General features: G+C 39.0%; 22 protein-coding genes. 5 read left to right on the top strand and 17 right to left on the bottom strand.

From position 1 onward, the window contains the following. Nucleotides 1-9: 9 nt before the first annotated feature. The gene (locus AB3I00_RS10065) at nucleotides 10-363 is read right to left on the bottom strand and encodes a PTS glucitol/sorbitol transporter subunit IIA (protein ID WP_002291472.1); all 354 of its coding nucleotides are present in this window, start codon (nucleotides 361-363) and stop codon (nucleotides 10-12) included. Between the two features lie 127 nt (nucleotides 364-490). On the opposite strand from AB3I00_RS10065, the gene AB3I00_RS10060 reads away from it, so the two are divergent. Beyond that, a complete protein-coding gene (locus AB3I00_RS10060; RefSeq protein WP_002335468.1) occupies nucleotides 491-1,513 on the top strand; it encodes a lactonase family protein in 1,023 nt (340 codons plus the stop codon). An 18-nt stretch (nucleotides 1,514-1,531) separates the two neighbouring features. Further along, nucleotides 1,532-1,693 carry a hypothetical protein gene (locus tag AB3I00_RS10055; RefSeq protein ID WP_368025157.1) on the top strand — a complete coding sequence of 54 codons (162 nt, stop codon included), beginning with the start codon at nucleotides 1,532-1,534 and terminating at the stop codon, nucleotides 1,691-1,693. 256 nt (nucleotides 1,694-1,949) lie between these two features. Here the strand turns inward: AB3I00_RS10055 and AB3I00_RS10050 are convergent, their stop codons facing one another. Together AB3I00_RS10050 and AB3I00_RS10045 are read right to left on the bottom strand one after the other, a co-directional pair. Beyond that, nucleotides 1,950-2,384: a hypothetical protein gene (locus AB3I00_RS10050; RefSeq protein WP_002310078.1), complete on the bottom strand. Its 435-nt coding sequence runs from the start codon at nucleotides 2,382-2,384 to the stop codon at nucleotides 1,950-1,952. A 109-nt stretch (nucleotides 2,385-2,493) separates the two neighbouring features. Beyond that, nucleotides 2,494-4,353 carry an LTA synthase family protein gene (locus AB3I00_RS10045; protein ID WP_368025156.1) on the bottom strand — a complete coding sequence of 620 codons (1,860 nt, stop codon included), beginning with the start codon at nucleotides 4,351-4,353 and terminating at the stop codon, nucleotides 2,494-2,496. On the opposite strand from AB3I00_RS10045, the gene AB3I00_RS10040 reads away from it, so the two are divergent. Further along, nucleotides 4,354-4,476, top strand: a complete 123-nt coding sequence (locus AB3I00_RS10040) for a hypothetical protein (protein WP_002291464.1) — start codon at nucleotides 4,354-4,356, stop codon at nucleotides 4,474-4,476. On the opposite strand, the gene AB3I00_RS10035 is transcribed toward AB3I00_RS10040, so the two are convergent. The 4 genes from AB3I00_RS10035 to AB3I00_RS10020 all read right to left on the bottom strand — a co-directional run bounded on the left by AB3I00_RS10035 (nucleotide 4,471) and on the right by AB3I00_RS10020 (nucleotide 9,695). Further along, nucleotides 4,471-5,631, bottom strand: a complete 1,161-nt coding sequence (locus AB3I00_RS10035; protein ID WP_368025155.1) for an NAD(P)-dependent oxidoreductase — start codon at nucleotides 5,629-5,631, stop codon at nucleotides 4,471-4,473. The two genes, AB3I00_RS10040 and AB3I00_RS10035, sit on opposite strands and share 6 nt — an antisense overlap. A 307-nt stretch (nucleotides 5,632-5,938) precedes the next feature. Then, nucleotides 5,939-7,363: an L-arabinose isomerase gene (araA, locus tag AB3I00_RS10030; RefSeq protein WP_002291462.1), complete on the bottom strand. Its 1,425-nt coding sequence runs from the start codon at nucleotides 7,361-7,363 to the stop codon at nucleotides 5,939-5,941. 15 nt (nucleotides 7,364-7,378) lie between these two features. Further along, on the bottom strand, nucleotides 7,379-8,077 hold the full coding sequence (locus AB3I00_RS10025; RefSeq protein ID WP_086286490.1) for an L-ribulose-5-phosphate 4-epimerase: 699 nt from the start codon (nucleotides 8,075-8,077) through the stop codon (nucleotides 7,379-7,381). Then, nucleotides 8,034-9,695 (bottom strand): xylulokinase, encoded by a 1,662-nt coding sequence (locus AB3I00_RS10020; protein WP_368025154.1) that lies wholly within the window; start codon nucleotides 9,693-9,695, stop codon nucleotides 8,034-8,036. The genes AB3I00_RS10025 and AB3I00_RS10020 overlap by 44 nt, the downstream gene beginning before the upstream one ends. 218 nt (nucleotides 9,696-9,913) lie before the next feature. Between AB3I00_RS10020 and AB3I00_RS10015 the strand changes: the two genes are divergently transcribed. Continuing rightward, nucleotides 9,914-11,314, top strand: coding sequence for a sugar porter family MFS transporter (locus AB3I00_RS10015; RefSeq protein WP_368025153.1), 1,401 nt, complete (start codon nucleotides 9,914-9,916; stop codon nucleotides 11,312-11,314). A gap of 157 nt (nucleotides 11,315-11,471) precedes the next feature. Here AB3I00_RS10015 and AB3I00_RS10010 read toward each other — a convergent pair whose 3' ends face one another. The 3 genes from AB3I00_RS10010 to AB3I00_RS10000 all read right to left on the bottom strand — a co-directional run bounded on the left by AB3I00_RS10010 (nucleotide 11,472) and on the right by AB3I00_RS10000 (nucleotide 14,926). After that, nucleotides 11,472-12,551, bottom strand: a complete 1,080-nt coding sequence (locus tag AB3I00_RS10010) for a GntR family transcriptional regulator (RefSeq protein WP_002315719.1) — start codon at nucleotides 12,549-12,551, stop codon at nucleotides 11,472-11,474. Nucleotides 12,552-12,668: 117 nt separating this feature from the next. Beyond that, on the bottom strand, nucleotides 12,669-13,907 hold the full coding sequence (locus AB3I00_RS10005) for an oligosaccharide MFS transporter (protein WP_002328937.1): 1,239 nt from the start codon (nucleotides 13,905-13,907) through the stop codon (nucleotides 12,669-12,671). Between the two features lie 17 nt (nucleotides 13,908-13,924). Continuing rightward, complete coding sequence (locus AB3I00_RS10000; RefSeq protein WP_368025152.1) at nucleotides 13,925-14,926, bottom strand: family 43 glycosylhydrolase; 1,002 nt, start codon at nucleotides 14,924-14,926, stop codon at nucleotides 13,925-13,927. Between the two features lie 201 nt (nucleotides 14,927-15,127). Between AB3I00_RS10000 and AB3I00_RS09995 the strand changes: the two genes are divergently transcribed. After that, nucleotides 15,128-16,018: a transcriptional regulator gene (locus AB3I00_RS09995; RefSeq protein WP_002310057.1), complete on the top strand. Its 891-nt coding sequence runs from the start codon at nucleotides 15,128-15,130 to the stop codon at nucleotides 16,016-16,018. Nucleotides 16,019-16,093: 75 nt separating this feature from the next. Here the strand turns inward: AB3I00_RS09995 and nadE are convergent, their stop codons facing one another. The 7 genes from nadE to AB3I00_RS09960 form a co-directional block, all read right to left on the bottom strand. Further along, on the bottom strand, nucleotides 16,094-16,918 hold the full coding sequence (gene nadE / locus AB3I00_RS09990) for an ammonia-dependent NAD(+) synthetase (protein WP_002310056.1): 825 nt from the start codon (nucleotides 16,916-16,918) through the stop codon (nucleotides 16,094-16,096). Between the two features lie 11 nt (nucleotides 16,919-16,929). Beyond that, entirely contained in the window at nucleotides 16,930-18,402 is a 1,473-nt protein-coding gene (locus AB3I00_RS09985) for a nicotinate phosphoribosyltransferase (RefSeq protein ID WP_002291453.1), read from the bottom strand. Between the two features lie 179 nt (nucleotides 18,403-18,581). Next, nucleotides 18,582-19,610 carry a DUF916 and DUF3324 domain-containing protein gene (locus tag AB3I00_RS09980; protein ID WP_002293637.1) on the bottom strand — a complete coding sequence of 343 codons (1,029 nt, stop codon included), beginning with the start codon at nucleotides 19,608-19,610 and terminating at the stop codon, nucleotides 18,582-18,584. A 106-nt stretch (nucleotides 19,611-19,716) separates the two neighbouring features. Next, nucleotides 19,717-20,340, bottom strand: a complete 624-nt coding sequence (locus AB3I00_RS09975) for a hypothetical protein (protein WP_368025151.1) — start codon at nucleotides 20,338-20,340, stop codon at nucleotides 19,717-19,719. A gap of 23 nt (nucleotides 20,341-20,363) precedes the next feature. Then, a complete protein-coding gene (locus tag AB3I00_RS09970; protein WP_002293635.1) occupies nucleotides 20,364-20,936 on the bottom strand; it encodes a hypothetical protein in 573 nt (190 codons plus the stop codon). Next, nucleotides 20,926-21,222 carry a hypothetical protein gene (locus tag AB3I00_RS09965; protein WP_002293634.1) on the bottom strand — a complete coding sequence of 99 codons (297 nt, stop codon included), beginning with the start codon at nucleotides 21,220-21,222 and terminating at the stop codon, nucleotides 20,926-20,928. Before AB3I00_RS09965 ends, AB3I00_RS09970 begins: the two co-directional genes overlap by 11 nt. Nucleotides 21,223-21,295: 73 nt before the next feature. Further along, nucleotides 21,296-24,091 (bottom strand): hypothetical protein, encoded by a 2,796-nt coding sequence (locus tag AB3I00_RS09960; RefSeq protein ID WP_368025150.1) that lies wholly within the window; start codon nucleotides 24,089-24,091, stop codon nucleotides 21,296-21,298. Nucleotides 24,092-24,262: the final 171 nt, after the last annotated feature.

The following is a 24,262-nucleotide window of genomic DNA, read 5'->3' as shown; positions in this document are numbered from 1 at the left end:
GTCCTCCCGTTAGTTATAAATAATTTGGCTTCCCAAACCAATAGCAGGCAGTTCATGCGGATGGAGATAGATTCCGTTTGCAATTTGTCCTTCTTCTGGACAGGTATCAAAAATCAATGATACGTGAGCTACCGTCTCTAAATTTCCATTGGCCATCGGACCGACATAATCGATCGTATACGACTGATCATCAAAAGTAATCGTTCCGCCTGCTTTCAAAGAAAAAGGTTCATCTTTCGACACCTCTTGAATCACCGAATATTTTCGCAAGGCAGCTGTTGCTGTTTTATCGAACAAAATCAGCATCGGTTCTTCCTTGTTTATTGCTTCTGTTCCAATTTCTGTAATCGTTGCCTGAATCATCGCACTCTCTCCTTTACTTGCTTTCAAAAACAGTATAACACATTCTCATTCTTTAGCCGTGGGGAATAATTATGTGATAGAATAAAAACGAAAACTATTTCATTATCATTAGGAGGAATCAGCTCATATGATCGAAAAGATAATTTTAGGAACCTATACGCGTCGCGAAAGCAAAGGAATCTATACGATCGATCTTGATACAGAAAAAGAAGAATTATCCAGTCTTTCATTGGCTGTTGAAGAGAACAGCCCTACCTACCTAGCAAAAAGCAAAGCTGGCAATCTTTACACGGTTACCAGTGTAGACGGATTAGGTGGTGCCGGTGCGTACGATAAGGATTTTCATTTTTTGAATGCGGTAACAGAGTCTGGGGCTCCTTTATGTTATGTAGCGGTTGATGAAACACGGCAATTGCTCTATGGGGCCAACTACCATAAAGGCGAAGTAAATGTCTATCACATATTAGGAGATGGCGAGCTGAAAGCAGCGGATTCAGTATTCCATCAAGAAGCGACAGGCCCTCATAAAAACCAAGATCATGCGCATGTCCATTATACGGATCTGACTCCTGACCAACGATTAGTCGTATGTGATCTTGGTACAGATCGTGTGTATACTTATGATGTGTCCGAAAACGGCAAATTGAATCTTGTAACTACCTTCACTGCAGAGCCAGGAACAGGCCCTCGCCATCTCGTCTTTCATCCGAATGGACAATTCGCCTATTTATTTGGTGAATTAGACAGCACAGTCCGAGTGCTTTCTTATGATAAAGAAACAGGTGATTTTGAAGAATTACAGAAAATATCGACCTTGCCAGAAGAATTCGACGGTGAAAATGGAGGGGCTGCTATTCGCATTTCCAATGATGGCAAGTTCCTTTACGCTTCTAATCGGGGACACAACTCGATTGCCGTATTCGCAGTTTCCGAAGATGGTTCTCACATCCAAAATAAACAAATCATCTCAACAGAAGGCGATTTTCCTCGCGATTTCGCACTAGATCCAAGCAATGATTTTGTCGTATGTGCTAATCAGAATACCGATAATCTGACATTATACCGCCGTCATCCTGAAACAGGATTACTGGAATTATTGCAAAAAGATGTCTATGCACCAGAATGTGTCTGTGTTTATTTTGATCGTTAGCAAGAAAAGGAGAATAAAATGAATCAGCAAGACGTATTAGACAGGCTGCGGGAAGAACTGAATATTCCTTTCTTTGATGGAAAAATCGAAGATAAAGAGTATAGCGAAGAGGAATATCAGAAATTCAAAGCCGATTTACAGAACTACTTTGAACAATATGTACGGAATGTAGAAAACTAATCAACCTTCCATACTATCTGAAAAGGACATCAGCGCAAGACTTTTTCATCTGTTCTGATGTCCTTTTCTATAAATAAAAAAACCGCCGAGTTGGTTAGACTCTGCGGAAAAGGAGTATTTACTCAATTTTGAGTAAGTACAAGGTTGTTGGTTATAGGTATGTTCTTATCATAAAGGATTTTGTTCACTCTATCATAAAGACAATATTACATTTATATTAGATAACTCTAGTTTTTATTGTCATCAAAGTTTTCTTTTATTTTTTCAATAACAAATTAGTCATTTTTTGGATGGCAGCTGTCAATTGGTCAGTCGCTTGGTCTTGTTTTGCTTCAGATGTATTGAATAAATCTTTATCTACTCCTGACTCAAGATCAATACTTTGAATCATTTCTTCACAGCCTGCTACATATGAAAGATAAGCTTTTTCAAAATTTTTATGAATGCCCATTGCTTTTGCTGGTGGGCGCAATGTACTGACTTTCTTAAGCATTGCCCGATATTTTTTTGTTCCTTCTTCAAATAACTGGACGGTCTCTTCAAGGGTCGATCTGTCCAGTTCACTTGTTTTTCCTTCATCGATTGCGTTTCTGATCACTTCATATTTCGGATGCATTCCTTCTCCGATTGCTTCGGTTTCCTTGACGATTTGATCGATGGACTGCACATAATAGCCAATATTCGGTAACATGTTTGTTTTCCTACTTTCTCCATTATTGTTATTATTTATTCTACTTGTTTTTATCCTCAAATGACAAGTACTTGAAAAAATTTAATGGTTTCTATACAGCTCGCCATTCTTATTCATGCTCAAAGAAACCATCTGCTAAACTATATTGTTTCCCTGCGACAATGTCATATTGAATCAATTGATATTCGTCGTAAATCTCTTGTTGCGAGCGATTGAATTGCGCTTCTTTATACCACTGTCCGTTTTGATAGTACAGTTCTCGTTCAAACGCCGGAAGTTCTTGTTCTAATGATAAAAGCAGCTGATAAAAACCATTCGTTGTCTGATTCGTCTGTTCCATTAGATTCGCTGCAAAATAAAAAGGACTGGTGATTGCATCTTGAGTCGTTTGCTTTTCTAATTTCCCTTTACTGTCGAACATCAAGAATTGTGTTTCATGTAATGTTTGTTTATCATTTTTGGCTTGGATGGTATCTGAATAGATTCCTGGCAGATGATCCCCCCAAAAAACAACTAGTGTCCTTCTAGAAAGATTCTTCAATTCTTCCGTGAATTGCTTCAGTGCCGTGCTGCTATAGGAAATATCTTGCAGATAATTCTCTAAGTCAAGCGTCCCACTTCCATCTGAAATTTCTGCAGAATAGCCCAGTCTATCATACTTTCCATTGTAAGGCATATGTGTCTGCATCGTGACTAAATGAATGAACTGAGGTGTTTTTTCTTCCTTGAGAAGTGTCATTACTTCTTTGTAAGCTGACTCATCAGAAATATATGGATTATTCTCTATCGTATCCGTATAGGTCATCGTACGCTCGCTGATGAACTGGTCAAATCCTAATGTCTGATAAACATCCTCTCTTTTATACATCGAAGTATTGTATGGATGGATCGCTGTCGTCTGGTATGATTGTGCGTTTAACGCTGAAACGATAGAAGGAAGCTGATCCATTTTTGGTACAAGCATCGTGTAAGGGGTGGTGAGTTGCGCATTAAATAACGCCATAGAAAAACCAGTCAATGCTTCGAATTCGATATTTGCTGTTCCACCGCCATAGTTTTGAGAAAGCATATTGCCACTATATGTTTGATCAGCTACTTCATAATAATCTGCCAATGGCTCACCAGATACTTCTACGCCGTTTAATCGACTAGGATCTGAGAAACTTTCACTCATCACGAACACGATGTTCGGCGACTCTTCCTCTACAGCTTTATTTTTTTCATCTGCTAGCTTCTGGTATTTTTCAGTGATTTCTTTGATCTTTGCTTTCGAATATCCTTCAGGTTCATCCATTGGTTCTACCTTCAGATTGTACAAAAACCCACCGATAAAACCAGTGTTATAGTAGTTCATTTTCTGACTGTAAGGTATCCATAGTGCCGTTTTATTATATGCTTTTCGCAACAAATTATCGGGATTGTTGAAATTACTGATATACCCTAATAGTCCAATTGCCACAAGCAGTGTCGTTAATCGGATCAATTGGAATCGCCTTCCTTTTTTCAGGCTTCGAAACATGTACCAGCAAAACAATCCTAGCACGGTTCCTGTGGCAACTAAGATCACTGTAAACAGCATAGTGCCGGTCATATCTTTCAGCAATCCGATTTCAGTGATCATCTTCAAATCGTCTGGATAAATCGGTTCTTGCCGATAACTCATTTTCATATAATTTGCAAAACCTAACACACCGATGGTTACGACATACGTAAGGGAACCTAAAGGGACAGATCCTGCTAGTGCAATCAGAAAAATAAGAATGATCAGCAAGACGAGACAGGCTAAGAAGAATTTTTCCGTATGCCAAGAAAAAGCAAATTTCAACGCAAGGTCTACGGATAGATCATTTTGACACCATTGCAAAAACAAATTACTAAAAACAACAAGAAAAAAGATACTGATGATCGTTGCTGTTCCTTTTAAAATCTTTTTCTGTTTGGTTGAAAGTCTGCTTATATATCTTTTCAAATGCTTGCTCCTTCATTTCTATCAACAAAAGAATGTTGTTTCTCTTATTTTAGTTGTACGAAATTCGAAAGTAAAGAACGGAAAGAAGAATTAATGAAATCCAAATATTCTCTTGCTTTATGACCTTTCTGGTTTCTTTAATAAGCGGACTTTTCGTACTCCAGAAATTTTTTCTAGCTGTTGTTTCACTTGATTGAGCTGTTCAAAATCAGTACTGTCTATGTCAATCAATATGTAGACATGCTCATTCTTATGGTTACGCGATATATCTGCGATCGCTAGCTCGTTCTCATTCAGCAGAGAAAATATCTCTGCTAATATATTGGTTTTCTTTTGATAAAATATAGTGAATCGAAACGGCGCTTGGAAAAACATTCGTGCGGATGGATAATTGACCGCTTCTCTAACCGTACCGAACAAAAGATAATCTTTTAAGGCTTCAACTGCCAAACGTCCGCTGTCTGCCAAAGCTTCCTGAGTCGATCCCCCTAGATGAGGCAACATAAGTATACGGTCATTTTCTAAGAACTCTTCTTCTGGGAAATCAGTCACGTATTTGGCCAGATGTTGTTTTTCCAATGCTTGCATAACAGCATATTTATCAACGATTTCACTTCTTCCTACATTGATAAGTACAGCATCTTTTTTCATTTTTTCTATATTCACCTGATCGATCAATCCTTTTGTATCTTCTGTCAATGGCAGCATGACTACGATGTAATCCGAGGCAGAAAGAACTGTTTCTAAATCTGCTTGCCGAACATAATCCAACTGGGCATCGCGGATAGAATAACCCAAGACATCCATCCCTAAGCCATAGCAACTTAGCGCTACTTTTGTACCTATCGCGCCAAGACCAAGAAGGCCAATGGTTTTGCCTTGCAACTCTCGTCCCACACAAGCACTTCTTTTGTTTTCTGCCTGTTCTAAAATATTAGGACCTGTTAGTGTTTGTACCATACGACTTGCTTCGATTATCGGACGGGAAGATAAGAGCAAACAGCACAAAACAAGCTCTTTTACTGCATTAGCATTTACACCTGGTGTATTCATGACGATCGTCCCGTTTTCAGAAGCTTTTTCAACGTTGATCGTGTTCACCCCAACACCAGCTCTTGAAATTGCTAGCAAATCTGGTGTAAGCCATTCGTCTTTCACTTTCGTACTACGAATGACTATTCCTTCGGCTGGCAAATCATCTATTATTTTGAAATATTCCCCTTGTAACTTTTCTATCTCTTGTTCTGGAATAGCATCAATCAAATGAACGTGATACATAAAACCCCCTCCTTACTAACAAGTATCTCGAAATTTTTGTAATTAGACAACTGTTTACCATTTGACTTCCTAGAAGCAAAAATAGCAGTTAGAGCAGAGTAGGCTTAGTGATAAAAATAAGGCCATGACAAGTTACTGCCATAAGCCTTATTTTTGAGAGCAAAATATTGTGGGTGAGATTTCTTGATAAATGGTGTTCAGTTAGCTGACATTGATGATAAGCCAAAATTTCAAAAATAGTTGAAAAGCAAATTTCGTCAATCTCTTCTTATTTCTTAAAACTAAGTGGCTTTTTCACAACCTCTTTTTATCTAATAACAACTGTTTCCAACTCAACTAATTTTGCCCATGTTTCAATTTGATCTGTTGTTAGATTTAGCGAGACAACGGTATGATGACCGCCACCTGCCTGAATCCATGAATGGACACCTTCATGGAAATTCGGTTTAGTTTTCCATAACACACGTGCAACAGGCAAATTAGGTGCTTCAGTCGTTGGTTCAAAGGCTTCTACTTCATTGATCAGCAGTTTATAATGCGTACCGAAATCTGCCATCGATACGACTACCCCTTCTCCTGCTTTCCCATCAAATACAAGACGCGCCGGATCTTCTCTATCTCCCATTGATAAAGGAGAAACAACGATTCTTGGTTTCGTCGCAGCAAGCGTCGGATCTACTTCCATCATATGGGATTCCAAGATTGCTTCTTGGCCACTAGCTAGCTCGTAAGTATAATCTTCCATGAATCCTGTATCTTTTCCTCGAGCCATGATTTTCAGCAACCGATCAATCGCTGCAGTTTTCCAGTCGCCTTCCCCAGCAAAACCGTATCCTTCTGCCATCAAACGTTGTACAGCTAGTCCAGGCAGTTGTTTCATCCCATACAGGTCTTCAAAATTAGTCGTAAAAGCGTTATAGCCTCCTTCTTCTAAGAAACGGCGAATACCGATTTCCTGCTGAGCTTGTACTTTTACATGTTCTTCCCATGTCTTTTCTTCATAATCACCATAGTCGAAGGTATACAATTCCTTGTACTCTTCAAATAATTGTTCGACTTCTTCGTCTGACACGCGATCGATTACTTGTACAAGATCTCCGATACCAAAATAATCAACAGTCCAACCAAATTGAATCTGTGCTTCCACTTTGTCTCCTTCTGTGACACCCACGTTTCTCATGTTGTCACCAAAACGAGCCACTTTTATTCCAAAACTTTCATTATAGGCTACTGCAACATCCATCCAATCAGCAATCTCTTTTTGGATCTCAGGTCGTTTCCAGTAGCCAACGACGATTTTATTTTGTTTATTTAATCGAGCATTGATGAACCCATATTCGCGGTCGCCATGAGCGGATTGATTTAAATTCATGAAATCCATATCGATCGTTTTCCAAGGAATGCTTTCGTTATATTGCGTAGCTAAATGAAGCAATGGTTTTTGTAGAAGCTTTGTCCCACGGATCCACATTTTTGCTGGTGAGAAAGTATGCATCCAAGTGATCACACCTGCTACTTCTTCTCGATAATTGACCTCTTTCATGATTTTTGTGATCGTATCAGCAGTAACTGCTAATTCTTGAAGGCGGATAGGATAAGGCAATTGGCCATTTTCATTCAGTTCATCGACCATTTCTTGTGCATGTTTCTTTACTTCTCGCAGTGCTTCTTCCCCATATAAATGCTGTGATCCTACAACAAACCAAAATTCTTTTTCTCCAATATTCAACATAATTAGCCACTCCTTTTATTTGTTTTGTCCGTAATACGCATTTTTTCCGTGTTTTCGTAAATAATGTTTATCTAAAATCCGTTGAGGCAGCTCTTCTGAAAATGAATTGAGCTGTCTGGTAAATAAATTCATCTTGCATACTTCATCTAGTACGACTGCGTTCATTACCGCACTTTGCGCATCTTTCCCCCAAGTAAATGGACCGTGTCCGTGTAAAAGTACCCCTGGAATTGCTAAGGGATCAATTTTGCGTTCTTTGAATGTTTCTATGATAACTTTTCCTGTTTCATATTCGTATCCGCTGTCGATTTCCTGTTGTGTCAAAAATCGAGCACAAGGTACCGATCCATAAAAAGTATCTGCATGCGTCGTCCCCATCGCAGGAACATCCAATCCTGCTTGTGCCCAGATCGTCGCCCATGTCGAGTGAGTATGGACGATTCCTCCGATTTGAGGAAATGAACGATATAAAACAGCATGAGTAGGCGTATCCGAAGAGGGATTGAGTTTACCTTCAATGATATGATTGTCCAAGTCCACAACGACCATGTCGTCTGCTGTCATCTCTTCATAGCTGACCCCGCTAGGTTTGATAACGAAATATCGTGTATCAGGATCAAAAGCGCTCACATTTCCCCATGTATATTTGACAAGTCCGTGTTTAGGCAAGTCAAGATTTGCTTGATACACTTCTTCTTTCAGTTGTTCCAGCATTTTCTATCACTCCTTTTTCTTGCAATTGATGAATCGCTGTTTTTTCAATGTCGATCCCCTCACGGTAACGACTCATAAATATCTGATAGCCTGCTATTTCTTCTGCTGAAGGTGTGATGGTGATTCCTTGGTCTTGTCCAAACACGTCTTCTGCCAAGAAGTTTTCTAAAGATTTCCCGTGTCGATCCATCATATAGGCTGCTAATAACGCGATCCCCCACGCTCCACCTTCTCCGGCTGTGTCCATCACTGTAACTGGCGCCTCCATAGCAGATGCTAGAATCCGCTGTCCAACTTCTGGTGTTTTAAAAATCCCCCCATGCCCCACTAAACGATCAATTTGGACATCCTCAGATTTCAATATATCCATTCCGATTCTCATTGCACCAAAAGCACTGGCTAAATGGATCCGCATGAAATTCGCTAAATCAAAACGGCTACCTGGTGTACGTACAAATAATGGCCTTCCTTCATTTACTCCTGTAATGTTTTCACCGGAAAAATAACCATAAGAAAGTAATCCCCCGCAATCCATATCGCCTTCTAGCGCTTTGTTGAATAATACCGTGAATAATTTATCTCTGCTTATCTCCATACCCAAAGAATTGGTAAATTCTTCAAAAATATTGACCCAAGCATTGATATCCGAAGAGCAGTTATTCGTATGAACCATACCTACTAGTTCTCCTGAAGGTGTAGTGACCATGTCGATTTCCGGATGGACATTTTCTAGTTCTTTTTCTAATACGATCATAGCGAAGGCGGAAGTACCAGCCGAAATGTTCCCTGTCCGTTTGGCTACACTGTTCGTAGCGACCATACCGGTTCCTGCATCTCCTTCTGGCGGACAAATCGGGATTCCTGGCTTCAGGTTTCCCGTAGGGTCGATCAGATAAGCCCCTGATTCGCTCAACTTGCCAGCTTCTTCTCCTGCTACTAGAACTTTAGGCAAAATGTGATCCAAATCAATCGCTATACGCTCTTTTTCGATTAATTGACCAAAAATATTTTTCATTTCTTGATGGTAGGTTTTCGTTGAAGGATCGATAGGAAACATGCCTGATGCATCTCCTACGCCTAGTACTTTCTCACCAGTAAGCTGCCAATGAACATACCCTGCAAGCGTTGTCAAAAAATCAATTTCTCTCACATGTTCTTCTTTATTCAAGATAGCTTGATACAAATGAGCGATACTCCATCTCTGCGGAATATTGTATTGAAATTTTTCCGTTAATATTCGTTCTGCTTCTTCAGTGATTGTATTTCGCCAAGTACGAAATGGTACTAGTAACTGTTCCTTGCTATCAAATGCTAGATAACCGTGCATCATTGCACTGAACCCAATCGACCCGATTGTTGTAAGATTCTCGCCATAGATTTCGAATACTTCTGCTGCCATTTTTCGGTAACTGACGCGCAGTCCTTTCCAAATATCTTCTAATGAATAGGTCCAGATACTATTTTCTAGTTTGTTTTCCCACTCATAACTACCAGCGGCAATAGGAGTAAAAGATGAATCAATCAATACAGCTTTGATCCTAGTTGATCCAAACTCAATTCCTAAAGATGTACGACCATCTATGACATCTAACATACTTTGCGCATTTACTTCCTTCATAATGATTTAACTCCCTCCTTCTCGTCAAACCTGATCAAACCGTCTTTTTTAGTAGCGCTTACAATGATTATTGTATACTTTTGTACGTACATGTCAAGTGGTTATTTTCAAGAATATAATAAAAAACGCTTGTTTTGTACGTACATAAGTTATAGAATGAAATTGCTTACAAAATCTGATCAACCGCCTTCTCGAAATTCTAGAAGGAGAGAATACTTATGAAAAAAGAAAAAAAAGTTTCCTCATCGTTTATTTATTTTTTTGGCGCATTTGGCGGCATTCTATTTGGATATGATATTGGTGTTATGACCGGCGCTTTACCTTTTTTACAACATGATTGGGGTTTGGCGGGTAAGGCTTCTTTGATAGGATGGATCACGTCTTCGGTCATGTTAGGTGCGATCCTTGGTGGCTCTTTATCTGGTCTTCTTTCTGATAAGCTTGGACGACGAAAAATGATTCTTCTTTCTGCACTTATTTTTATGGCTGGTTCTGTCCTTTCTGCATCTGCCCCTCACAATGGTTCTTATTTTCTGATTGCAGCAAGGATTCTTCTAGGTTTAGCTGTTGGCGCTGCATCTGCCCTAGTTCCTGCTTATATGTCTGAAATGGCTCCTGCTAGACTAAGGGGAAGATTGTCAGGGATCAATCAAGTGATGATTGCTTCTGGCATGCTCCTTTCCTATGTTGCAGATTATTTGCTAAAAGGGTTACCTGAAACGATGGCTTGGCGCGTGATGTTAGGACTCGCTGCTGTCCCTGCACTGATTTTATTTTTCGGCGTTTTAGCTCTACCAGAGTCACCGCGTTTTCTTGTGCAATCTGGTCGCTTGGAAGAGGCAAAAAGAGTATTGAACTATATTCGGACACCAAACGAAGCTGAACAGGAATTCGAACAAATCCAGCTGAATGTCAAACAAGAAAAGACAACCGTAACTTCTTGGCATACTTTATTTTTAGAAAAGTATCGTTCGTTAGTTATTGCCAGTATTGGTGTAGCAGTATTCCAGCAATTTCAAGGAGCTAATGCTATTTTTTACTATATTCCACTGATCGTAGAAAAAGCGACTGGGCATGCAGCGAGCGATGCATTGATGTGGCCGATCATCCAAGGAATCATTTTAGTTGCTGGTTCTTTGCTCTTTTTGGTTATTGCAGACAAGTTCAATCGGCGAACTTTATTGAAAATAGGCGGTAGCGTGATGGGACTTTCTTTCATCCTACCAGCTGTTTTAGGAACTGTACTGGATGCTCATACAAATTCGTTGTTGATTCTCTTGTTTTTATGTATTTATGTCGCATTTTATTCTTGCACATGGGCTCCACTGACATGGGTAATCGTAGGCGAAATATTCCCACTAGCTGTCCGCGGGCGAGCATCTGGCCTGGCCTCTTCTTTCAATTGGATTGGTTCTTTCCTAGTCGGCTTGCTTTTTCCTGTGATGACTGCTTCTATGTCTCAAGAAATCGTTTTCGGTATTTTTGGGATCATCTGCTTTTTAGGGGTTTTATTTATTCAAGAGATCGTACCAGAGACTCGTGGGAAATCTTTAGAGGAAATCGAACAAAGTGCATCTAAAAAAACTTATCCTAAACGTATTTCTATCCATCATTCTTAAAGAGGTTGTGACAGAAGTAGGCAACTTCAAGAAACAAGAGGAGCCGCTTAGTTCCGAGTCACAAGGAACAAGTTCAAAACACAGTTTCTCATGTTTGATGATTTTTGCCACAGTCTCAAATTGATATAAAAAATAAGAGGCGGTAAAAACCCGTCTCTTATTTTTCGTTTTCTTTTACTGTTTCCCGTTCAACTAGTACAGGCTCATAAAGAATATTCGGCTGTGCCTGTCCTTTTTCAATCGTTGTGACGATCCACCGTGCGGCATCTTGTCCCAACTTTTCTTTTGGATGCGTCAATGTTGTCAATTTTTTATTTCCTAAATGGCTTAAAGAAGAATCGTCTGTTCCTACGATCGATAGGTCATCTGGAATTTGATAACCATTTTCTGTCAGCTTATCTAGCAATAAACTAGCTATTTGATCGTTATAGCAAATGATGCCATCTAAAGCTTGTTCTTCTTTCAACCGTTGTACTGTTTTTTCAGCGATCGTTTCTCGTGTTTCCGTGGTGAAAGTAATGATATCTTCTGTCAAAAATCGCACATTATACTGTTCACACGCGCTGATAAAACCTTTCATCCTGTATTTTCCTTGAAGATCGTCGATTTTTGTAATGAACAACAGACGTTGATGTCCTTTTTTTATCAAATATTCTGCTGCCATAAAACCGACTTTCACATCATCTAAACAAATATAAGAGGCATTTAACTCTTCATAAGCAGCATTGATCATCACCATCGGAATGCCTTGTTCTCTCAAAGCAACATAAAGTGCTAAGTTTGGATTATACTGATTACTTTTCGTAGGCTCAACGATCAAACCATCTACCCCATAAGCAATCATTTTCTTCAAACACTCTTTCTCCAATTCGTGATCGTTATTCGTACTGGCTAAAAGCAATGAATACCCAGATTCTCGTAATTCATTTTCGATTCCTCGGATAATCGACGGAAAAATATAATCAGAGAGATATGTGGTGATGACACCGATCGTTTTTGTTCTGTTCAATGGTGCTTTTTCTGTCTTATAGCTGTCATCTACATATGTGCCCGATCCTTTTTCTTTACGCAGATAGCCCTCATTTACCAACACAGCGATTGCTTGCCGAATCGTATGTCTGCTGACGTCATATATTTCTTGCAGCTTGAATTCTGAGGGAATGGTTGTATTTACTTCGTATTCCTCATGAAGAATCTTTTGTTTTATCTCTTCTGCAATATCTTGATATTTTGCCATTTACCTTGCCCCTTTTTATTTGTACGTACATATGTATCCATTATACACAAGAAAGAGACAACTTGGAAATATCCAGTTGTCTCTTTCTAATTATTTCTTTCTCCTGTTTTTAGGAAACTATATTCCTTTTTCTAAACCAACTGGTGTTATTCTTTTATCTGGATTCTTTAGTCCAATCGCACCAACAACCGTCACTACGAGCACCAATACTGCTAGAAAAATATATGTTTCTTTAAATCCTATGCTGTCATACATTTTTCCAGCAATAGTAGAGAATGCAAAAACTGAGATTTGCTTGGAGAAATTAAACCCTAGAAGATAAACAGTTGCTGACAATCGCCAATCGAATGCACCAGAAATATATTTCATAACGGAAACAAGAAGCAGTGGCATTTCTACGGCTGCAATCAATCGAGCACCTGACAATACGATCCAGTTGGGAGCCAATGCACTAAGCATCACTCTTATAAAAATCAAACAGCCAAACAGGATCATCCCTTTTTTCGCACCGATTTTATTGATAAGGCTCGGCATTGGGATCATGATCATCGCCTCCAATGCTACTTGGATTGAAAGCAATCGACTGTAGATGATTGTTCCCTGAGATACCTCATGGAAAAAAGTCCGATAGTAGATAGCAAATTGCTGATCTACTACATCATAGATAGCGGCTGTCCCAACAAAGAATAGACACAAGAGCCAAAAGTTTTTATTTTTAAACAAAGTGAAAATCTCTTTTCTGGTCACTTCATTTTTTTCCTCTACTGGTACTTCACTGCTTTTAAGATTTACTTTATCTCCAAAAATCACTAATCCAGTTAAGATTGTCGCCATAAATGAGCAAAGCCAAAAAATAGAATTAGGATTTTGCGTAAAGATAATTCCGCCTACGAATGCCGCAACAGCGCCAGCAATCGAACCGCCTAAACGCGAATGTCCGTATTCGAATTTATTCACTAAACTTGCCCGTTCAACGTAAGTCTCAACTACTCCTACGCCACCATTTAAAACAAAAGCTAGATAAATACTGCCGATGATCGCTCCAAAAAAAGTATTGATTGATAAAAGAGGAATAAAGAGCCATTGGAAAAATGGGCCAATGAACATTCCAGCTATCGTGATAGTTATCAATAGATTCTTTTTGAATGCTAATTTATCCGACAATATCCCAAATATCGGCTGGTAAAACAAAGAAACGAATGCCATGAACGAAAAGATGATACCTGCTTGCGTTCCGTCAAGATCTGCTACTTGCTGCAGCCATAACGACAAAAATCCGAAAACTGTTGCCCAGATAAAGAAATACGTAAAATGGGTTCCCGCAAAGCTCCAAAAATGATTCGATTCGTTTTTCATGATTCTCCCTCTTTCTCTTAGTCATTCAAATATGGAAGCGGCTTGCCAAAAATTGGGAAACCATCGTTACCCCAACCAAAAGCTTGTACTTTTGTGTGTCTGTTCGGGTCGTATAGCGGATCACCTTTGATTTCCGTATAGTCCCGACAGTGATAAACCAGGATATCTGTTTCTCCATCTTCTGCAATAGTAAAAGAATTATGTCCAGGTCCGTATTGTTGTGTAGAAAGGTCGCTCTGGAAAACAGGTTCTGTCACCTTTGTCCAATTTTCTCTTTTCAATAAGTCAGATTCCAAATCAGCATAAATCATTCCCATACAATAATTTTCGTCGGTAGCGCTTGCAGAATAAGTGATGAAAATTTTTCCATTCCGCATCAATACTGCAGGCCCCTCATTCACTTTAAAGCCCTTACATTCCCACGCAAATTCTGGTTTTGTCAGCATAACTGGTTCTGTTTTCAATGTCCACGGATTAGTCATTTCTGCTATATATAAATTAGAATTTCCTTCAATAGCATTGTCTTTTTGTGCCCAAACATAATATAAATGAGTATTATGTTCAAACACTGTGGCATCTAAACAAAAAGTATCTAAGTGCGACACCACTTGACCCTTTTCGTGCCAATTTTCGTCTACCATCGGATCTTGCGCTTCACACTCTAAACAATACATTCGATGAGTGAACAATCCATCAATAATCTCTTCTGTATGCGTTGCAGCAAAATAGATATACCATTTTCCAGCAATATAATGGATCTCTGGAGCCCAGATTAGTTTGCTCATCTCGCCCGTCTCATGTTTTCGCCAGATTGTACGGGGTGTTGCATAAGCTAGACCAGCAATCGTTCTTGAACGGCGTAATTCAATACGATCGTATGAAGGTACAGAAGCAATGAAATAATAATATCCGTCCTCATGTTTATAGATAAATGGATCTGCCCTTTGAATAATCAACGGCTTTTGATAATTCTCATTCATCTCTTTGATTTTTACTTCTTCTTGTACTTCAACTGTCATTGTGTCTCCTCCTTAATTAATTTATAAATGAATGTTAACTCTTTGAGAAAGCGTTGTCAATAATATTTTTGTTAATTAAAAAATAAAAATTAGATATAATTAATATAAAAGTTAATAATAAAAGCTGTAATTTATAAAACGATTGACTATATTAATGTTAGTGTTAATATATAGTTAACAGAAAAATAAGCGAGGAAAATTATGCAACTACAAATAAACGAGGAATCCTTACCGGTATATGAAGCATTAGCTAGCAAGACAAGAATCAGGATCATTCAGTTGCTTTCCAAAAAGAAGATGAATGTCAAAGATTTGGCAAAAGAACTTGGAGTAAGCAGCGCGATCACGACGATGCACGTGAAAAAGTTAGAAGAAGCGAACATCATCAAAACAGAGAAAATAGGACAACAAAAAATTTCGAGCCTCCGTGTCGATAAAATAGATATCAGTTTCCCAGAAAAAATATTCAATGCTTTTGACACGAAAGAAACATCGATACCTATTGGTCACTATACGAATTATGCAATTGAACCGACATGTGGTTTAGCGACGATCCATGACTTTATCGGAAAAGTGGATGAACCACGCTATTTTGTGGATCCTAGAAGGATGGATGCTCGTATCCTCTGGTTTACCAGCGGGTTTGTCGAGTATCAGTCACCTAATTTTTTGAATGCAGAGGATACATTAGAAATGTTGGAAGTTTCTGTGGAAATTTCTTCTGAATTTCCTTTTTCAAATGACAATTGGCCTTCCGATATCACTTTCAGCCTAAATGGCGTAGAGCTAGGAACATGGACGAGTCCTGGAGATTTTGCTGATATCCGTGGGAAATATACGCCTGATTGGTATCCAGATAATCTTAATCAATACGGCTTGCTGAAGACGATCCGAATCACCAAACATTTGACAAATATGAATGGGGAACCTTTGTCAGACATCACGATCAACGACATTCCTAAAGATCAAGACACTTGGCATTTGCGAATCGAAGTAAAAGAAGATGCCGAACATGTAGGTGGCTGTACTTTATTTGGTAAAGGATTCGGTAATTACGACCAGGATATCAAATTAAAAGTTTACTACAGCTGATAGTTTTCTTTTCTATTTTATAAAGAAAAAACAGCCAATCCCTATGAAGGGATTGGCTGTTTTTTTATTTTATTGTTATTTCCAAAAATCATCCAAAACAGAAATTGGCAAATGACGTTTATGCTGTGTCTTGTTCCACCACGCTTCGATTTTTTCTTGTGCTTGAGCGGGAACTTCTTTTCCTTCTAGATAATCATCGATTTCGTTATACGTAACACCTAGTGCGACTTCATCCGCAATCATTGGTTTTCCATCTTCAAGATCTGCAGTCGGAATTTTTGTGTATAGCTTTTCCGGTGCATTCAATGCTTGAAGCAATTGTTTCCCTTGCCGTTTGTTCAAACGGAACAATGGTAAGATATCGGCTCCTCCATCACCAAATTTCGTGAAAAAACCAGTGATGTTTTCTGCAGCATGATCTGTCCCTAATACAGCTCCTGCTCTTTCTCCGGCTACGGCATATTGTGTAATCATTCGTTGTCGTGCTTTGATATTTCCTTTGTTAAAATCGCTGATTTCCACACCTGCTTCACTTAATACTTGTACTTGTGCATCAACAGCAGGTTTGATATTTACTCGCAGACTGACATCAGGCTGGATAAAGTCAAGGGCAGCTTTTGCATCTTCTTCATCTGCTTGTTCACCATAAGGAAGACGAACAGCGATAAATTGATAGCTTTCATCTTTCGTTTCTTCACGCATTTCTTCCATCGTTAGTTGCGCCAAACGACCGGCTAAAGTAGAATCTTGACCACCGCTAATACCTAATACGAAGGTTTTAAGAAACGGATATTTTTTCAAATAAGCTTTCATAAAATCAATACTTTTACGAATTTCTTCTGTTGGATCAATTGTTGGTTTGACACCTAATTCATGGATGATTTCTGTTTGCAGGCTCATTTATTCTCCTCCTATGCTTCTGTATGAAGTTCTGCTACGCTTTTTTTCATTCGTTCCATCGTAGCCATTTTATGGTTCCAGCATTCAGTAGATAGATCGACCGGATATTTTTGCGGATTCAAGTCTCGTTTGTACTCTTCCCACAGTGAATCTAGATTTTCTTTTGTATATTCTTTGATTTCGTTTAGCACGGGTAGTTCGTATACTCTTTTTCCTTCGATAAAGATATCTTGTAAAACGGGGCGAGCGGTAAAATCCCGAACAGTTTTATTGATAAACGTATGCACTGGATGAAACATAAAGATAGCTTCTTCTTCTCGAGGATCTTCATCCCATAATGTGACATAGTCTCCTTCAGATTTCCCATCAGAGTTTCGAGTAATACGCCATACTTGTTTTTTTCCTGGAGTTGTCACTTTTTCCGCATTGCTTGATAACTTGATCGTATCCACCATATTTCCTTCGCTATCTTCAATTGATACTAGTTTGAATACTGCACCAAGGGCTGGCTGATCATAAGCGGTGATCAGTTTTGTTCCGACACCCCATACATCAATTTTAGCTTTTTGCATCTTTAAATTCAAAATCGTTGCTTCATCTAAGTCATTTGAAGCATAGATTTTTGCTTCCGTAAATCCAGCTGCATCTAATTGTTCCCGAACACGCTTAGATATATAGGCCATATCTCCACTGTCGATACGTACGCCTTGGAAGTTGATTTTATCACCTAATTCTTTTGCTACGCGGATTGCACTTGGCACACCTGATTTCAACGTATCATAAGTATCGACTAAGAACACACAGTCTTTATGGGTTTTAGCGTACGCCATAAATGCTTCATAATCATTTCCATAAGATTGGACTAACGAATGCGCATGAGTCCCGCTAGCTGGTATCCCAAATATCTTTCCAGCACGTACATTGCTTGTAGCATCTGCTCCGCCGATATATGCCGCTCTAGTTCCCCAGACTGCCGCATCCAATTCTTGTGCTCGTCTAGTCCCAAATTCCAAGAGCGGATCTTCTCCGATCACAGATTTGATGCGAGCTGCTTTTGTCGCGATCAACGTTTGGAAATTGACCATATTCAACAGTGCTGTTTCTACTAATTGACAATGTGCCAAAGGACCTTCCACTTGGATCAATGGTTCATTTGCAAAAACTAATTCACCTTCACGAGCAGAACGAACCGTTGCTTTAAATTCAAAATTTTGTAAATACTCCAAAAACCCTTCAGGATAGACTTCTAAGCCACGTAAGTAAGCAATATCAGAATCACTAAACGTCAGATTCTCTAAATAATTGACTAACCGTTCCAATCCTGCAAAAACCGCGTACCCGTGGTTAAAAGGCATTTCTCGAAAATAACATTCAAAAACAGCATGTAAATCAGCTCGACCTAATTCCCAGTATGTCTGCATCATATTAATTTGATATAGATCCGTATGCAGCGTCAAACTGTCGTCTGGGTAAGTATTATTCATCTTGTATTACTCCTCTTGGCAAGTTTTCATTTCCTACCTATTATAACAAAAAAAATTGATAGGAAAAGAAATCTTCATTATTTTCTGAAAAAAGGGCTGCAACAAGACTTTTGTCACAGCCCCTACTCTTATCTTTACTACTTCTTATAAACCAGATTTCACTTAATGTTCGATATGAATCACCTTCTGCGGAATTTCTTTCCTCTGCGATATACATAGAAACCACCGACTAAAAGAACTGCTGCTAGGGCCCCGATAATGATATACAACAAAGAATTTGTATTATTTTCTACAGTAAAAACCTCATGATTGACTGAGTTTGCTTGTTCTTTCGTAATCGTAAAGTCTTTTGTCAGCAACCACTTTTGCCCTGTCTCATCTTGTGCTTCGACTAAAAGTTGATAATCCCCCGATTCTAAAGGTTTCGTATTTCCAGCTTCCCCATGATAAATAGGCATAGCAAAAACTGATTCAGGAGCAATACCACCATTTTCGATTTTTCGTGTCATTATCGGTTCTTCCCGTCCTTTTGAATGAACAGTTGCTTCAACGGTCACTCCCTTGATATTGATTGGTTGAGGATTTTCTAGCACAGCAACCACACCAGCATTGTTGGTGATCACTTCGGAACGTACCTCATTCAACTTCAGATCCGGCACAACTTCCTTGTCATTTGCGCTCATCATCAACCCAACCACATAAGCGTATTCGCTAAAAAAAGGCTGATTACTTTCTTCTTTTTCAGCTGAAAAATCTTTTTTCACTTGGATCCCGCCTAATAAGATTCCATCAAAGGAAGTATCAGGTGCTTGCACTTCTAAAGTAACGACTCCTGCTTTATTCCCTGGGATCACTGCTTCTTTTGGATAATCGACCAATGCGCAGATGGGTTGCTGAACGATTGACTCCTCTGGTAATTCATTTTGTCCGTAGTCAATCACTATGTTTCCGTTTGTCTGAGCTGTATTGACATTGATAAAATACGTTTGCTCCTGATCAGAAAAATTATTGATCTGGATCTGTAGTGTCTGTTTTGTTCCAGGTTCTACTCGTAAATCAAAGAATGAACGTCCTTCTCGCTGATTGTCCGGTAAAATAGGATGGACGCTATAGTCTGCTCCATGATTTTCATCAGCAAAAACGACGATTCCAGGAAAAACTAGCGGTATTAACAAAGTTATCAAAACCAATACTAAATGTCGTCTCACTTTTCATCCCTCCATTTTATGTAAAAAGGATGGAGTTAGCTTATCCGCTCCATCCTTTTGCGGTTGTTTTCAAGTAAAACAAATTATTTTACTTGAAATACTGCTGTTAGATAGAATCCACTGCTGTGTAAGTAACTGTCCCAGTATACTCTCCAACCGGTGTATTCGCTTTGACTGTTAGTGTTGGCGCTTCTGATGTGAGCTCATTTATATGATCAAATGTACCGGAAACATAAGATATCGGAAGAGTTGTTGCAGATTCTAATACATTTTCTCCATTGATCGTAAGAGCAGAAGCAATATCATCTGTTAAGTTTGTTGCACTGACTGTCAATACCCAGTCTCCCGCAACTGCAGCATTCTCCCAAGCTGCTGCCAGCTCTGTTGTATCTTCAACACCAGTGTATTCGCTGATCAATTCTAAAGCTTCTGTTTTGCTGGCTTCTAGCGGACGAAAATCGGAAGCTTGCAATGCGCCATCAAAAGTACCATTGACAGTTGTGTTTGCGCTGATTTGCGCAACCGTATGTTCACCAAAATCGATATCAGGAACAGAATCTAGTGTAAAAATCCCTGGATAAGTTGGAAGTCCATCCTCTACTAAAAAGTCAGTAATCTCCACTCTGGTCGTTCCATCCATTGGTTCATCAAATTCTGCTGCCATGACTGCTGGTGCAAAACATGTAAATAACATCGCACTTGTACTTAAAACCCCTGCTAATTTTTTCATTTTTTGTCCTCCTTTTTTTCTCATCAAAATTCTGCATTCACAAATCGCCAATAATGTTTCGAGTAGTAATGACCACTAGATGTCCCCTCAGGAAAAGAGAGTGTTGACTGCTCGCCAGGAATCGTATATGTAACGATTCCACGTTCTTTATTTCCTGTTGACTGGATGATCGTACGATACTCTTTTCCTGCATCTTGGTGATCATATTCGAAAGCTTCCAATCCTTCGACTGCTTCTTCGTTCTTTCCGCTGAACATTCCTCTGCCTAATTGATAATCGGCAGTCAAAAGATGGCCATCTTTTTTACAACGGAAGTCTTCTGTTTTCAGTTGTAGTTGCCATTTTGTGCTCTCTTTTCGAGAATCAAGAAAGGTAATCGATAAATCGTTGCTCTCTCGATGGATTTGATTGTGTTCATCTGTATAGCGAGATACGAACAGTAAATCATCAATGTATAGCATCCGTGGAAATTGTTCATTCAAAGGAACGATTTTCAGAGAAGTCGTGCCCTCGGTCTGTCCGTGAACAGCAGAAGAACAGCTAAACATTCCTATGAATAATGCACTCCATAACGCTAGCGAAAATCTATTTTTCATGTTTTTCGCCTCCACGTATTTGATGACGATAGACTAAAATAACGCCGATAATCAACAGCGTCCCAACAAATGAAATCAATCCTGCCTTTGCTTCATTTGCCTCTGGAAAACTGCTTTTCTGTTTTTCTTCTCCCTTTTCAGTCTGCTTTCCTATCTCCCGTTCATTGATTTCTATGACTGCATGCGTTTCACCAGCTTGGGTAGCAGCATTCACCACTGGCATCGATAACGAGAACAGGAGTAGAAGAAGAACAGAAATCATCCAGTATCGGGTTTTTGATTTCATTGTTTTCTCCTTTCCACTTTTTTTCTAGTATCTAGCCAGCCATACGATCCCCCCTTTCAAAGCTAGCTTCTTGCTATAACACATCTTCAATTTTCCACGTGATCGTTCCAGAATATACGCCTAACGCCTCTTGATTGTTTAGCCGCAGCAATAGCCCTTCTTCCTCCGAAAATTCATACTTTTTGTCAATCTCAAGCGTTAAAGCAGAAAGTGCGATTTCTCCCCATTCATTTTTGAACACAAGATACTCTTCACTAATCGCATGTTGCATATCCACATGATTTAGTTCTTCAGCGGATACGGTCACTCTATATGAATCCGATGTATTCAACGTGTTTCTAGTAACAACACGCATCCCTTCCTCACGAGCTTGTGCTTGTCTCTTCATTGGCAATTGTGATCGAGCATACTTCCAGCTGTATTCTTCTGTCACGAATTCAAATCCGATAAATCCTTCAACAGTGAAGGTTCCATTTAGCTCTAGATAAGTGATCTCATCATTGATAGGTCGATTATCAGTAAGGGTGAGCTTGATTGTATTTTCTCCTAGTTTGAAAACACCTTCTGAATCTTTTAGATCGATTTTGAACCCTCGTGATTGATGCATTTTGAATTCTTCTTCTGCATCTGTGATTATCTGATTTTCAATCAATAACTCATCATTGATCCATACGCTGTAATACAAACGATCTAAGTCTGGATCAAGATAATCAAATGTAAAATGGAACGGATCTTGAAAATCAATAAATGTATTTTTTTCGCCAAACACTTCATTTGTCGTTCGTAAGTTGTCAATTTCTGGTGGGTGGTTAGGTTCACGCTGGATCTCGTATTCAACTGCATGTTCGACTTGAGCATGATAATACTCACCGGTTGTAGTGCCTGTTCTTCCAATAAATTCTACCCGCTCATAGACGTTATGATATTCAAGCCCTTGAAACTCTGATTTTACTTTTGTTTTGTAATGCAACGTCACTTCTGTTCCTATAGGAATCTCGATAGCTTCCTCTGGATAAAAGCGCTGGGTGGATGAATCATAAAAAGCATTTACATCTATTCTTGTAGCATTTTCACCGTTACTATCTAGTTCTTGATACGTAAAATATGGTTGATAGCCATCTTCTGATAAGATTAATTCAGTAAACTCAAAAGGATTGGATTTGCTTTCTTCTTCATCAGAAGTCAAGATAGTGATGCCATTATCTTCGCTAGGATTAAGGAAGATACTACCATCGCCTTCTTCGTTGTAAAATGTAACTGCGTGTTCCAATTCTGTATTGATAGGGATTTTTTTGCCATTCACATTCACCGTCACGCCTTGCTCTTGCGTTGTAATTTCATGCACCAATTCCCCTTGGACCTCAAATCGTGGATTGGTTAAAAAGATTGCTGCATCTGCACGAGGACTAAGAAGAGAAAATTCAGCAGTCGCAGTGAATCCCCAGTATAGTTTCTTCGATGGAAGATTGGTAAAATAGTCATTGATATTGATGGTGCCTTCTGTTATGCCATATCCTCCTGTTGGGCGCAGATCCTCCATTGTAAAGGTAAGCATCCCTGCTGGGGTAATGTTGATATCCAATTTCCACCAGCTGTTAGTCGAAAATTCACTGTTTATGCCAAAGTCTTTTTTAAAAGATTTAGTAGTCGGACTACCTGAAGGCGCTGCTGCAATATGGGCACCAGAGAATTCTCGATCTCCTAATGCATTGATATTTAGAAGAGGGCCAGTAGAAATTTTATTATCGAATTCAAGAATCATTCCATTCGCTATATACTTATCAATAGGAGCTATACCTGTCAAAAGGTCTGGGTGATAATACGCTCCTAATGACTTAGGTGAATGCCCTGCTGTAGGATCATACATATTGTAGATACCCCGTCTGCTGAAAAACAAATTAGTAGGATTCCCATCATGAAGAAAGAACGTGATTCCCTCTGTATCTTCATCAAAATAGAGATAACTTGTAAATCCGATATCCGTAGACATGTTCGTAAAATCAATCCTATTAGAACTTGTTGAAACCATATGCCCTCTGTTATATAGCAATGAACTCAAATTTGAAGGCGTCATATAACTTAATCGGTAGTCTTGATCTAATGTTGCGACATTAGGTGCAAGTGTGAAAATATGACTTGGTCTTGCAAACAAGTGATTTAAAGGAATAGCATCTGCAAAAGCACCATTCAAATTGGGATCTAATATACTGGGAGCGGCATAGTTTTCAACTTCTTCCGCTTCTGTTTGAGCTTCTTCCACTGGTTCTTCTCTTGATGCTTCTGGCTTATCAGAAATCTCAGTAGGCTCCCCATTTATTTCAGGTACGGCAGTATTTTCCGATAAATCGACTGCGACTACGTACTCTGTCTGGTCACCGATGAATATCTCTTCTAATTCATCTCCTGTTTGTTTCATTAGTCTTGGCGTAATTTTTAGATGGTATTGATTGTATTCTTCTACTATGAGGGTTTTAAAAACGATTTCAATTCTCTCATTCTCTGAAGAAAAATCACCTGCGTAGTACCATTCCTCATCAACTGGTCCTACTTTTCCAAAGGTTCGTTCGATTTCCTGAATGCTTTCTCTCAGTAATAATCCTTCGTGTTCAACTATTTCCAGCTTAAATTGCATTTGATATTCAGCTTCATCTTTTGCATGCTTCTCATATGTCATACTCCATTGTATCTGCTTCAGTTCCTCATCCATTTCGTAATCGATCACAATGTTCGCATGTTCATCAGCTACTACTTTTTCAGACTCAGTCTTGGCAAAAGCGATTTGCGACAGTCCCGCAAGTTGCGATAAAAATAGGACAGCAACCATAAAAACTACACTGCCATAATGTGAGACAGTTTTCGTTTTTTTCATTTCCTCTCTTCCCCTTCTTGAATATTAGTGAGATTTTTTCAAAAAGCTCCGATATAGTCGTTCTCATCTTTTATCCGACAACTAAAATTTAACTTAATTAAAATAAGATTGCAAATAGATTAGAAAGAGGTTGTTAAAAAATATAATAACAAAAAAAATACCGTAAACAGC

The sequence above is a fragment of the Enterococcus sp. C76 genome (assembly GCF_040886985.1).
In the GTDB taxonomy this organism is placed as follows: Bacteria; Bacillota; Bacilli; order Lactobacillales; family Enterococcaceae; genus Enterococcus_B; species Enterococcus_B lactis.
Note: the sequence above shows the minus strand (reverse complement) of the source record. Positions and strands in the feature narration are given on the sequence as shown.